General features: G+C 53.0%; 8 protein-coding genes. 3 read left to right on the forward strand and 5 right to left on the reverse strand.

Annotated elements, in window-relative coordinates:
• Positions 1 to 19 precede the first annotated feature (19 nt).
• The 5 genes from NYE48_RS16800 to NYE48_RS16820 form a co-directional block, all read right to left on the reverse strand.
• Positions 20 to 4,180 (reverse strand): NHL domain-containing protein, encoded by a 4,161-nt coding sequence (locus NYE48_RS16800; protein WP_340999505.1) that lies wholly within the window; start codon positions 4,178 to 4,180, stop codon positions 20 to 22.
• The gene (locus tag NYE48_RS16805; RefSeq protein WP_251536442.1) at positions 4,167 to 4,409 is read right to left on the reverse strand and encodes a hypothetical protein; all 243 of its coding nucleotides are present in this window, start codon (positions 4,407 to 4,409) and stop codon (positions 4,167 to 4,169) included. The genes NYE48_RS16800 and NYE48_RS16805 overlap by 14 nt, the downstream gene beginning before the upstream one ends.
• A complete protein-coding gene (locus NYE48_RS16810; protein ID WP_251536440.1) occupies positions 4,406 to 5,269 on the reverse strand; it encodes a hypothetical protein in 864 nt (287 codons plus the stop codon). The genes NYE48_RS16805 and NYE48_RS16810 overlap by 4 nt, the downstream gene beginning before the upstream one ends.
• Before the next feature lie 88 nt (positions 5,270 to 5,357).
• Positions 5,358 to 8,441: a hybrid sensor histidine kinase/response regulator gene (locus NYE48_RS16815; protein ID WP_251536438.1), complete on the reverse strand. Its 3,084-nt coding sequence runs from the start codon at positions 8,439 to 8,441 to the stop codon at positions 5,358 to 5,360.
• Complete coding sequence (locus NYE48_RS16820) at positions 8,416 to 9,543, reverse strand: response regulator (protein ID WP_251536436.1); 1,128 nt, start codon at positions 9,541 to 9,543, stop codon at positions 8,416 to 8,418. Before NYE48_RS16820 ends, NYE48_RS16815 begins: the two co-directional genes overlap by 26 nt.
• Before the next feature lie 303 nt (positions 9,544 to 9,846).
• Between NYE48_RS16820 and NYE48_RS16825 the strand changes: the two genes are divergently transcribed.
• Genes NYE48_RS16825 through NYE48_RS16835 form a run of 3 tightly spaced genes read left to right on the forward strand, consistent with a single transcriptional unit; the run spans position 9,847 to position 13,646 of the window.
• A complete protein-coding gene (locus NYE48_RS16825; RefSeq protein WP_251536731.1) occupies positions 9,847 to 10,929 on the forward strand; it encodes a GerAB/ArcD/ProY family transporter in 1,083 nt (360 codons plus the stop codon).
• A 6-nt stretch (positions 10,930 to 10,935) separates the two neighbouring features.
• Positions 10,936 to 12,495, forward strand: a complete 1,560-nt coding sequence (locus NYE48_RS16830) for a spore germination protein (RefSeq protein ID WP_251536434.1) — start codon at positions 10,936 to 10,938, stop codon at positions 12,493 to 12,495.
• Positions 12,492 to 13,646: a Ger(x)C family spore germination protein gene (locus NYE48_RS16835; RefSeq protein WP_251536432.1), complete on the forward strand. Its 1,155-nt coding sequence runs from the start codon at positions 12,492 to 12,494 to the stop codon at positions 13,644 to 13,646. The genes NYE48_RS16830 and NYE48_RS16835 overlap by 4 nt, the downstream gene beginning before the upstream one ends.
• Positions 13,647 to 13,762 lie beyond the last annotated feature (116 nt).

Raw genomic sequence — 13,762 nt, forward strand, 5'->3', positions numbered from 1 at the left:
AAATGAACCCGATTCCAACTTAAATCAGACCAGATTTTTGTAATAGTCTCTGAATAATTGTTGCAACCTCAGCCCTGGTCATGTAATCCTTCGGGTCAAGCGCAGTACCGCTTCTTCCAGATACTATGCCAGCCTGAACACTGTCCGCAACGCTGCTTTGCGCCCATGCGGATACTTCAGCTGCATCACCAAACGTATGAAGTGTTACGTCTGCGGTTTGGACAGGAAGTCTGGCTTTCAAGTTCGTAATCGTCATCGCTTTGGAAAGGATGACCATCGCTTGTTCGCGAGTGATCATGTCATTCGGCCGGAAGGTGCCGTCTTCAAACCCGCCCACCAAATGATACGCATAAGCGGTGCGAACCGCACTGCTGTACCAATCCGATTCTTTCACGTCCGAGAAGAAGCTCGTTCCGCTCTGCAGCTTGAGTCCCAAAGCACGGACGATGATCGCTGCAAATTCCGCGCGGGTAATGTCCCGGCCGGGATCGAACAGGCCGTTTCCGATGCCTTCGATGACCATGCGCGATCCCATGTCGTTGACCGCATCTTTCGCCCAATGGTTTGCCACATCGTCAAATTCGAGCGGATGCCATACGACCGAGTACGTGCTATTCGTCAGGCTGTTGATTTTGGCGTAATATTTGCCGTCGATCTGAATCACCTTGGTCGGTACGTGCCGCGTCGAACCATCCGGTTCGATGACCACACCCGTAGTAATTCGCTGTGGATCGATACCTTCCGGAATCGCAATCGTGCGCTCAACATAGGCGCTGAATCTCGCCACTTCTTCCGTTTGATCGCCATAGACGGCGGTCACTTTGAAGTCCAGCGGCGGCACGACAAGCGCAAATCCTTCACGATTGGCCGCATTCTCGACGATGCGAACGATATCTGTGTCAGGCTGCGCAATTTCAATCTTCACCTTGATGTCTTGCAGAGCGAGATTTTGGCCGAATCGCTCGGCAATCGCATCGATATTGATTCGCTCCGCAGGCAATGTATAAGTCGCTTTCTCGGTGCGAAGCTCCACTACCGCTTGCAGGTTCTCCATATTTTTAATCATTCGGCCGTTTAATTCGCCCACGACAACATCGCTGTCCAACGTAACGGGAATCGTGACTACAGCTCCTGCTCCTTCGGCCGCAAGGCGTTGTTGCAGTTTTTCTTCATCGACTGCAACGGTTGTCACACGTTGGCCATTCACTTCAGCGGTCGCTAAAGTCCCCGTGTTCTCGGTCTTTCCGTTCACAAGTACATCTACTCCCACATTCGCAGGTTGCGGTACTGGCGATGCCGGTTGAGACGGCGATCCAGTCTCCTCATCGTCATCATGATGATTGTTCGATGGTGCTCGCGGTGTGACTGCGTTTGAAGGTGTCGATGGATCACTGGAGCCTGTTGCATTTTTGGCTTTCACCGTGAATGTGTACGTGGTGCCGTTGGTTAATCCGGTAATCGTAATCGAAGTTGCGTCCGCACTTCCTGTCGCGACTTTGTTTCCATTAGAATCGAACACTTCATATCCGGTGATCGCGCTTCCGCCGTTGTCATCTGGAGCGGTAAAGGTAACCGTTGCACTGCCGTTTCCCGCTGTAGCCACAACATTTGTAGGAGCCGCAGGTACGGTGGCCGGCGTTGCATGGACTTCGTTGGATTCCGCACTCAACCCTCCCGGGTTGCCTGCTTTTACCACAAAATAATACGTCATGCCATTCGTCAGATTTTGCACCTGGTAGGTCGCCCCGGTTACGGTCGCAAGCGCAGTTTCGCCGTATGCATTTGGTTTTTCAGACATATACACGTTATAGTAAGTTGCGCCCGTCACTGTATTCCAGTTCAAGTTAACCAAACGATTGCCCGCAGTCGCAGTCAGATTCTGCGGGTTGGCAGGCCGATCCTGCAGATTCACGTTCTGCGTCACGACGGCATCCGCATAACCGGTTGCCACGACCGTGACGGTGTGGAAACCCGCGCTGAGTACGCCCGCGTTAATGGTGATCTTGCCTGCTGTTATGCTATAGTCCGTTGTATTCAGAGTCTTGCTGCCGTCTTTCACTGCCGTGATCGCGCTTCGCCATGCCGCATCGTCGATGAAAGTGATCTCGATGGCAAACGTCGTGTAATTGTTGGTGCTGTCTGCTGTTAAGGTCGGTGGCGAAGCAGGATTTGCTTCCACCACCGCCGTCGTCTGGCCAAACTTCACGACCTTGCCGCTGCCGTCCACTTCCGCCACGGCAATCTTGTCGTCGTTCGCCGCCGCGATGATGCCGTCCGCAGGCAGATCGGTATAACCGCTCAAGGTGTCGCCGACGTTCGGTACGCTCACTGCCGCTCCTTCAAAGTTTTTATAGACGAATTTATGGCCTGTTCCCACCGTCTCCGCGACGCTGATTTTCGTCTCGCCGTCTGTTCCCTCTCCCGTCACGTCGCTGGACGTGACCGTCAGCCCACTGGCGGGCACCGGCTCGGCCACCACCACCGCCGTCGTCTGGCCAAACTTCACGACCTTGCCGCTGCCGTCCACTTCCGCCACGGCAATCTTGTCGTCGTTCGCCGCCGCGATGATGCCGTCCGCAGGCAGATCGGTATAACCGCTCAAGGTGTCGCCGACGTTCGGTACGCTCACTGCCGCTCCTTCAAAGTTTTTATAGACGAATTTATGGCCTGTTCCCACCGTCTCCGCGACGCTGATTTTCGTCTTGCCGTCCGTTCCGGCTCCCGTCACGTCGCTGGACGTGACCGTCAGCCCACTGGCGGGCACCGGCTCGGCCACCACCACCGCCGTCGTCTGGCCAAACTTCACGACCTTGCCGCTGCCGTCCACTTCCGCCACGGCAATCTTGTCGTCGTTCGCCGCCGCGATGATGCCGTCCGCAGGCAGATCGGTATAACCGCTCAAGGTGTCGCCGACGTTCGGTACGCTCACTGCCGCTCCTTCAAAGTTTTTATAGACGAATTTATGGCCTGTTCCCACCGTCTCCGCGACGCTGATTTTCGTCTCGCCGTCTGTTCCCTCTCCCGTCACGTCGCTGGCCGTGACCGTCAGTCCGCTGGCAGGCACCGGTTCGGCAGCGACTTTCCGAACCCGGTTGTTGTTGGTATCCGCGATATAGAGAATTCCGCCGCTGTCCACCGCCACTCCAAACGGGAAATTTAACTGAGCCAACGCCGCCGCTCCTCCGTCTCCGGAAGAGCCAGCCGTTCCGTTCCCCGCCACCGTGCTGATGTTCCCGGACGCATCCACTTTCCGAACCCGTTGGTTATAAGTATCCGCGATATAGAGATTTCCGCCGCTATCCACCGCCACTCCATACGGGAGATATAACTGAGCCAACGCCGCCGCTCCTCCGTCTCCGGAAGAGCCAGCCGTTCCGTTCCCTGCCACCGTGCTGATTTTCCCGGACGCATCCACTTTCCGAACCCGGCTGCTACCATCATCCGCGACATAAAAAAGATTCCCGCCGCTGTCCACCGCCACTCCATACGGATACTTTATATTAGCCGATGTTGCGAACTCGCCTTCTCCGGGATTGCCTGCCGTTCCGGTCCCTGCCACCGTGCTGATGTTCCCGGACGCATCCACTTTCCGAATCCGATGGTTAAAGGTATCCGCGATATAGAGGTTTCCGCCGCTGTCCACCGCCACTCCATACGGTTTATTTAGCTGAGCCGATGCCGCCGCTCCTCCGTCTCCGGAAGAGCCAGCCGTTCCGTTCCCCGCCACCGTGCTGATGTTCCCGGACGTATCCACTTTCCGAACCCGGTGGTTCAAAGTATCCGCGATATAGAGATTTCCGCCGCTGTCCACCGCCACTCCAAACGGTTTATTTAACTGAGCCGATGCCGCCGCTCCTCCGTCTCCGGAAGAGCCAGCCGTTCCGTTCCCCGCCACCGTGTTGATGTTCCCGGACGCATCCACTTTCCGAACCCGGTGGTTCAAAGTATCCGCGATATAGAGATTTCCGCCGCTGTCCACCGCCACTCCATACGGATAATTTAACTGAGCCATCCACGCCGCTCCTCCGTCTCCGGAAGAGCCAGCCGTTCCGTTCCCCGCCACCGTGCTGATCGTACCGCCGCTTGTTGCAATCACCTCACCAGGAACCAAAAGCGTCATCAAATACGCTATCATCATGAACAGGCAAAATCTCTTGCCAAAAATCTTATTCTCTTTCATATGTAACACCTCCCATTAATTTAAAAGTGGCTATATTCTCGCTGACCGTTACGTCCGTCATGGATAAATTGTCGCCCAGACTGAATATCCCGCCACCGCCGAAAGAAGCTGCCGTATTTCCGCTGATCGTCACATTTGCCAGGGTTAATCCGGACTGCTGACTCGCGATTCCGCCACCCATATAGAGAAAAGCGGTATTTTCTTTGATGATCACATTATCTAAATTCATGCTGCTTCCGGTGGCATTACAATCCCGCCGCCGGTAGCGGATCGATTCCCTTTAATCGTCACATGCGTCAGCATCGGGCTGCCGCCCTTGTTATAGATCCCGCCGCCGACAGAAAGATTATCTGTTGAGGAGTTATTTTGAACGACTACATCCGTCAGTATCGGACTTCCGCCTTCGTCGCCTTCGTTATAAATCCCACCCCCAAAGATTAATGCCGTATTTCCGCCGATCGTTACATGGGTCAGTGTCAGGCTGGCATTCTTGTTGTACATCCCGCCGCCGGAATCAGTATCATTGGGGATTGAACCATTCGCATTCCCGCCCGTGATCGTGACACCATCCAATACCGCGGTAGAGTCGAGCACCGAATGATAGAACACATGATACGCGTTGTCCGCATCCGAATCCGGGTCCCCCAAGTTTCCGCTAAGTATCGTCGCATTCTCTTCGTTGGTCAAATCGCGCTGCGCGAGGCTGTCCTCCGTCCCCGCAAAACCGCCGTACACGGCGATGCCGTTCCGCAAATGGAACGTCTTCGTTCGGGGGTCGCTTGGATTTTCTTCATAATCAATGTCTTCCGTAGAATAATACGTCCCTTTTGCGACCCATATTTGCGAATTATCCGGTACATTGTTGATCACAGGTTGCAGCATCGTACCCGGATACGCCGTTTCCCAGCTTAGCCCGTCCTGCGAGTAAACGCCGCCGGTTACCGACACATAGAAGACAACCGGATCTGACGAAGCCTGCACCCGCATCGTCTGCAGCACCGGGAACATTCCGCTGATCGCAATCAATGTCGCCAGGGATAGACGCACCCATGCCGACAATACTATTCGCTGTACAAAGTTTTTGCTCATTTCGTTTCGCACCTCCAAAATTCGACAGAGACTGTGTCATTTTGGATTATACGAAACGACACCTTAAAAAAACCTTAAAAACATCCGTTCACGCCGACTCCGCCGGAATCCGCACCGTCACTTTCGTTCCCCGGCCCGGCTCGCTTTCCATCTGCAGCCCCGTGCCGTATTCGTATTTCAACCGCTTGTTGATATTCAGCAGACCGACGCCCTGACGCCTGTCCGAACCGGAAACCGGCAGTTGACTGAGCAACCCGTTCTCGATGCCGACGCCGTTATCTTCAATCACAAACCGGTATTCGCCCTCCGCCTCATAAGCCGTTAATTTTACCGTTCCGCCTTCGATCCGATGGCCGATCCCGTGCCGAATCGCGTTTTCGACGAGCGGTTGAAGCAGCAGGGGAGGGAGGCTCACCCGGAACATCCCTTCCGCAATGTCATATTCGAATTGCAAGCGATCCTTAAAGCGCGCTTTTTCAATTTCGACGTAAGTCCGGATCAGGCTGAACTCTTCTTCGAAGGTGATCCGATGCTCCGCATTGCTGAAGCGGAAGCTGCCGCGTAAATAATCGGCCAGATCCGTCGTCAATTTTCGCGAACGTTCCGCATCCGTATAACTGGAAGCGACAATACTGTTCAAGACGTTGTACAAAAAATGCGGCTTGATCTGCGATTGCAGAAACGCCACCTCCAGATCGACCGCCTTGGCGAGCGACTCCTTCATCGCCAGCAAGCTGCCGATTCTCGCCTTCAGCTCTGCCAGATCGAACGGCTTCGGCAAGAAGTCGTTCGCACCCGCCTCGAACGCCGCCACCTTGTCCTGAGGCCCAATGGCCGCCGTCACCATCAGCACGGGAAGCTCCGGCAGCGTCCAGCTTTTGCGGATCTCCTGGCACACTTCGTACCCCGACAGGCCCGGCATCATCAGGTCGAGAACGACGAGATCGATCTTGTTCGGTTTGCCGATTTGCTCGAGCGCCTCGTAGCCGTTTTTGACGGCAATGACGTTATAGCCAAGGGGCTCCAGCGCATCCATCAATACTTTCAGATTCAGGAATTGGTCATCCACGATCAGAACCGTGTGCTTCCCTTTTTGATTCAAATAATAAGGCGTCGCGAGCGCGTACTCCGGCGCTTTGACCGGATGTCCGCTTGCCCGGGAAGCCGTTTCCGGTTTCCCGCCGCTGCCTGCGATCGGCAGGGTGAACGTGAACGTCGTGCCGGCGCCTTTCGTCGAAGATACCGATATCGTTCCGTGTTGCAGTTCAACCAGTTGTTTGACGATGGACAGCCCGAGCCCGAAGCCGCGGCGCTCCATCGGCGCGTCAAACGATTGGAACGCTTCGAACAGGTGCGGAATGTTCTGCGCTTCGATGCCTTCCCCTGTATCCTGGACCGAAACTTCAATCATGCCGCGATTCTCCGCCGCTGTGACGACGATGCTTCCGTTCTCCGTATGCTTGACCGCGTTGTCGAGCAGATTGCCGACGATCTGGCTGAACCGGCTTTCATCGGCAAGCGCATAGGGCAAATGTTCGGGGACGCGGTTCTCGAGCCGATTGTTGCGGTCCGCGCACAGAAACGAATAGATGCGCACCTGCATCTCGACGGCCGAACGGACATCGATCGGCGTCGGATCAACGGACAATTCGCCTTGCTTCAGCTTGGAAAAATCCAGAATATCGTACACCAGCTGCGAAAGCCTGCCGGCGATGCTCGCAATCAATTGCAGCTTCTCGCGCTGCTCCGCCGTCGGCGGATGACGGGAATCGTCGAGCATCGACCTGGAGATATGCATGACGCCGTGCAGCGGCGACTTGAACTCATGCGACGTTCTCGCCAGAAACTCGTCTTTCAGCTTGTCCGCTTTCAACAATTGAACGGACAGCTCTTCGATTTTCCGGAACGCGTTGGAGAACCGAAGCGACATGAGCAAAGCCAGCATCAGCAGGAACACGAACGGTTCGAACGGCGGCACCGAATCAACCGGTACGGCGAAATAAACGTTCAGATTTTGCACCAGCGCATAGACGTTCAGGGCGATCGCGGCGACGGCCAGGTACAGGCTTCCCTCCACTTTGCGGAAAGCCGCCAGGACGAATACATAAATCGCATACAGCAGCGGGAAAGTGGCGTAGATCGTGACCAGTCGCCGGAACAGATCCGTCGCGAACCGGGGAATGAAGCCGATCGCCCAGACCGCCAGAACCATCCCGACGACCACCCCGATCCGGATCAACCATCGGGAGCAAAACGGACGGAACGCCGTATACACGTACAGGAGAAATCCCATGCCTGCGCCAAGCGCCGAAACCATCTGAATGCGAAGATACAGCCAGAACGGAACGGAGCCGAACAGGCTGAACAACACTCTTTCGCCGCGCGTGCTGGTGAACAGGGCGAAAAACACGCACACCATCCCGAATACGATCAGGGAATAATCGTTTTTCCGTTGGGAGTACAAGCCGACAAAATACAATCCCATCATCAGAAAGGCTGTAAACGTAATCCAGTCGTGCGTGAGCGCCTTGTCGCGAAGCCCGGAAATTTGCGCGGCATATCCCAGATCGATCGATTCGTTGATGCCGCTGCTGGCGGGAAAATCATAGTTGGCCGCCTGCACGATGATTTCGTTCCATCCGGGCTTTAACGTAAAATAGCCGGCATAAGGCCGGTTCACCGCTTCATAGTTCCGCCTTTCCGCCGGATTCCCGCTTTGGCCCGCGACCTGGCCATTGACGATGATGCGGTTGGACATTTGGATCGACGATGTTTTCAGCCCGTAAACGGACGCAGAATCGCCGACTTTGACCTGCAAACGGTACGTCGCCACGCCGAGCGTCTGCATTCGATTCGACCACGATCCCGGCACTTCGATCCGCTCCGGCGAAAGGCCGCTTTCATTCGTTGGGGAGGATGCGAAATCTTTATGAGAGAGGAGCTTGTCCGGGTAAAACTCCCATTCGCCGTCCAATGGAACGACGCCATCGTCCGCGAACCGCCACGCGGTCAAATCGAGAAATCCGTTTTCCGCTCTTGGCGTCTGCTTCCCGCCCAGCGAGAAATAAACGAGAAACATGCCGTATGTTGCGGCCAATATGGCCAGCGTTACGATCGCCGCTGCAATCTTTTTTCTCATCGTCCGCTCACCCAGACCATCCCATTTGCCCATGCAACCTTACCGTCTCCTCTTCCAGCGCGACCCCGAGCTGATCGCGAATGACCTGCTCCAGCTGCCGATAGACGCGCAGCGCCTCATTCCGGTTTCCCGCTTCCAGATGCAGCCGGATGAGCTCACGTCCGTCCGCCTCGGCATCCGGCGCAATCGCAAGCACGCGCTGCAAACTGTCCGCCGCGAGCGCCGCGCGGCCCCGCTTGCGAAAAAGACGGTGCATGCAGCGCAGCGAACGGATATACTTCGCTTTGATTGCCTCCTGCCTGGATACAGCCCAGCTATAATCGCAGCCCTCCATATATTCGCCTTTGTACAACCCGTTGATCTTGTCGTACAACCGTTCATCCGGTTCCTCCGCCGACAAAATGTCGTCCAGCATCCCCTCGAAAGCCGTCACATCGGCAGCCGCCCCGTCCAGCCGGATGGCGAACCCGTTTCCGGCTTTTTCTACGCTTATGGGCACGTCATGCTCCTGCAAGCTTCTCCGCAAGTAGGACAGGCAAGTATACAAATAGGTTTTCGCCTTTTTCACATCGTACCCCGGCCAAATCGACTCAATGATGAGCGCGGTATCCGCGGGCGTCCCTTCGTGATGGATCAAAAAAGCGCAGACCTCTTTTTCCTTGTTCGTTTTCCAGGGGAGCAGCCGATTATCGGCATGAGGAAGCCCAATGGAAAAGCCCCCCATGCATCGGATCAAAGGACGGACGCTGGCGTCCGGGCGGGCCCGAAACGCGGATACAGCTTGCTTGATGCGCGACACCGCATGTTGCAGCCTGTTCATCGCAATCGGCTTCAGCAGATAGTCGGTCGATTGAATTTCAAACGCTTCCACCGCATACTCCGCGTACGCCGTCGTAAACACAATCGGCATTTGAGGCTGGATGTCCCTCATTTTCCTCGCCGCCTCCATGCCCGTCATGCCCGGCATCTGATTATCCAGGAAAACGGCGTCCACAGGCGTCGTGTCCAAAGCTTCGATCGCCCGAACCGGATTCACAAACCTTCCGACGACCTTGACATCCCCGATTTGTCCGAGCAAAATCTCCAACAGATTGAGCGCATCTTCTTCATCATCCACGAGCAACACACGAATCATTGGGCTTGCCTCCTTCGCACGCCTATTGAAAGACACCCGTAACATGCAGTAAAAAAATCGTCCATTCATTTGCAATTTTCGCCAATCATGGCCACACATTACGGACATATTCGACAGAAATGGTCCAATTCCTTGCCTTTCGTCGGATTCGCCTTCGTTCACTTCATTCATTACTCCCCGGGCTTCGTCGTCAGCCTGCGTTGCTAATCGGCTGAATCAAGAGGCTCTAGTCCTATCCAGGCACGTTGTTTTAGCAAGGGGAAATTTGGAAAGCATAAGAAGAGGTTCATTCGGAAAGTGGTGATGGATATCGCACCGGTCAATCATAAAATATCGTTGCTCCAGGGATACATGTTGATCCTGATGGCTATCGGCATTCTGAATCACGTGATTATTATCCCTCTTCTGCTGACTGCTTCCAAAAGAGATGCCTGGGTATCCGTGTTAACCGTTTTGGCAGCATCGCCAGTCTGGATCGTATGTTTATCCTATATTCTCAAAAACATGAACGGGACGCCGATTAAAATCTGGTTGTATCGTCATTTTGGAAAACTGCCGGCAAACGGTATGCTCGTTTTTTTCACTTTCTTTATGTTCGTTATGGGCACCATTTCGCTAAGAGACACTATAACATGGACGATTGCTTCCTATTTGCCGCAGACGCCGGCTTGGGCGTTGGTGCTTGCGGGAGTCGCTTGCAATCTTTTGGCAGCGTATGCCGGGTTGCGAGTAATTGCAATCGTCACCGGCATTTTGCTCCCGGTTGTAATCGTGCTCGGCGATTTTGTGATGACAGCCAACTACAAGTACAAGGATTACAGCCTGCTGTTTCCAGTCATCGAATTTGGGTGGGAGCCTGTATGGAAAGGCGTTATATATGCCGCGGGAGGGCTACTGGAGTTAATCTGCATTCTCTTTTATCAGGAGCATTTAACCAAACGACCTCGATTCGGCACTCTCATGTTCGTGAATGTGCTGCTGGCCGGTTTGATTCTGGGACCGCTGATGGGTTCCATCGCCGTGTTTGGACCTGCTGAGGCGGCAAATCAGCGTTACCCTGCTTATGAGCAATGGCGTTTGGTTCAACTCGGGCAATATATCTCGCACCTTGATTTCTTCTCCATCTACCAGTGGCTTTCCGGCACGTTTGTTCGCGTCTCGCTGGCCCTGTTTATTATGGTTGACATTTGGAAACCGGGCAAGCGATTGCCGTGGTTCATCCTATACGGCGCGCTGATGATCGTTGTCGTTGTGCTGCCCTTGAGTGATGCACTGTTCCTCGATTTTCTTGGAAGCGTGTTTTTCCCGGCGTCCGTTTACGCTGCTTTGGGCTTGATGGCATTGCTTGTAACGAAAATCTGGATTTCCAACAAAATGAGAAGGTGAGTTCCTATGTTAAAAAGGTGGTTGAAGAAGTTTATTTTTAGACCATCGTCCGGGTCGGTTGACAGCTCTTTTCAACCATACACTTCAACTTCCGAACGTCCATCCGTTGAACTGGCCGATGCTTCCGCTATTTTAAATTTGTTCAGCCGTTGCGCCGATGTCAAGCATCATACATACACCTTGAACGCACTGGAGGAACGTTCAAGCGTACTGTTCGTCTTCTGCGAAGGGATGAGCGACAGCCAGCATATGATTCATGAGGTGGTACTCCCTCGGTTGCAACGTTTTTATGAAACATACGGGTTTACGGACGCGGGCATGCTTCAAACGGCGAGTCAGCTTCAACTGGAACGTCTGCCGGATGATGATTGGCAACGGAAAGCGACGCAACATGTTTTTGAAGGCAAATTGCTTATGTATATTCCCGCGCTTCGGGTCATCTGTTCCGTTGATATTGCCAAGCTGCCGGCGAGAAAACCGGAAGAATCCAATGTCGAAGTCTCCGTCCGGGGAGCCAAGGATTGTTTTGTGGAAGAGTTGGCCACCAATGCCGCGCTCATCCGCAAACGACTTAAATCGCCTTCGTTAGCCTATGAGCAAATGGTGCTTGGCGAACGTACGCAAACCCGGATCGGATTGATGTATATGTACGATATAGCTGATCCAAAGGTCATACAGGAGGTGAAACAACGCCTTCAAAAAATAACCATTGACGGGGTATTCAGCGCTACGGAACTTGAAGAAATGATCGAACCGACATGGGCGCTATTTCCGCTTATGGCGTATACCGGAAGACCGGACTTTACCGTCAACTGTTTGATGAACGGGCGATTTGTTTTATTGGTGGACGGAACGCCGGCGGCATTAATTGGCCCCGCCAACTTACTGCTCCTGATCAAAACGCCGGAAGACATCCACTTTACAGCGTTGTCATCAACGTTCGGGCAAATGTTGCGGTTGTTAGGTTTATTCGTGTCGCTCATGCTTCCCGCATTTTGGCTCTGCCTGCTTTCTTATCATCAAGACCAGCTTCCATTTTACTTGCTGGCGACGCTGACCGTGAATCGTCTCGGGATCCCCTTATCCACCGGCCTGGAGATGTTTCTTGCGCTCATTTTTCTTGAAATGTTGCGCGAGGCCGGCGTTCACCTTCCTTCCTCTATCGGTTCGACACTTACCGTTGTAGGAGGCTTAATCTTGGGCGATGCAGCCATTCGAGCCGGAATTTTGTCGCCCGGAATCGTGATCATCGGCGCGATCACGCATGTATTCGGCGCAACACTTACCAATCAGGCGTTAGGAGGTGCGGTGAGCATACTGAGAATCATACTGTTTATATTTTCTTGCATATTCGGTTTATACGGTTTTTTTCTCGGCGTATTTTTGTTGCTGGTTTTGCTGGCGTCTCTTCAGTCTTTCGGGGTTCCGTATCTGGCCCCGATGTCTCCTCCGTTTTTTAAAGATTTACCGCATGCTTTGTTTCGGTTGCCATTAGCGTGGAAGAGAAAGCGTCCGGAGATGCTTCATACGATTGACGATACAAACCGGGGAGAACAATCAAAATGAAAGGCATGAAAATAACAGGAATCTTGATTGCTTTACTCGTCATCACGACCGGTTGCTGGAATATTAAGGAAATTCAAAATATTAGTTATGCAACCGCCATCGGGTTCGATTATCGTGACGGAAAGTACATTGTGTATTTGCAACTTATTGATTTTTCCAGCGTCGCCAAGTTGGAAGGACAACAAAAATCGAGGGAAGCGCCTGTATGGGTTGGTAAAGGCACAGGCGCATCGTTTACGGAAGCGGCAAACAATTTATATGAAACGTCGCAACAAAGGGTGTTTTGGGGGCATGTTTCCACGCTCGTGTTCAGCGAACACATTCTGAAACAGAATAAATTTCAAGATGTATTGGATTTGCTGAACCGTTACAGGGAAATCCGCTATTTGGTTTGGGTTTTCAGTACCAAAGAATCGATTGAAGATATTTTCAACTCGACTCCGTTCTTTAATGAGTCTCCGATGATGTCCATTTTGCACAATCCGGAGGACCAGTATCGGCAACGATCGATCATTTCACCGATCAGGTTGTATCAATTTGTCATGACGCTGAAAGAAGATTCGCGGATGAGTTACCTGCCTGCTCTACGGATTGAGAAAAATCAGTGGGAAGTAAGTAGAAAAACGCATCCGTTGTTAGAATATGCAGGTATAACCGTGTTTTGGAACAATCGGTACCATGGAGAATTGGATCCGGACGATTTGCAGGGATTGCCCTGGATGCATAAAAAGACGGTTCGCGTGCCGCTTTCTCTCGAACGTGGAAAATCGTTAGCGGCTGTATTGGTCATGGAGAAGCCAAAAGTGCGCATCAAGCCGTCGGCTCAAGATCTTCGCGTTTATTTTGACGTCGAGGTAACGGTAAAGGCAGGTATTAACGAATTGCATCAGGAAATGTCCGAGAAAGAATTGATCGATCTGACCGAACGAAAGATTGAAGAACAAATCCGTCATACTTACCGGAAAGGCTTTGAGCGGAAGGTCGATGTTTATAATCTGGGCGAGTCGTTGTTTCGACGCTATCCCTCGGTATGGCACCGGATTGAAGACGAAAATCATTTTGTGCTGCATGAGGATTCTTTACGAAACATACGAATCCGTGTTCAACTGACCAATACGGGGAGGTACAAGTTAAAGCCTAGCAAAACTTAAATGTTAAATGTAAAGGAATCCCGCGTGTGGTGTGGATTTCGCCCCAAAATACATGCGAGACCGGCTGAACGATTCCTGGTGAAAAGTGACCATTGGCTCCAACTAATTCTTTTTTT

It is taken from the genome of Paenibacillus sp. FSL M7-1455, from assembly GCF_038004655.1.
GTDB lineage: Bacteria > Bacillota > Bacilli > Paenibacillales > Paenibacillaceae > Paenibacillus_AQ > Paenibacillus_AQ cookii.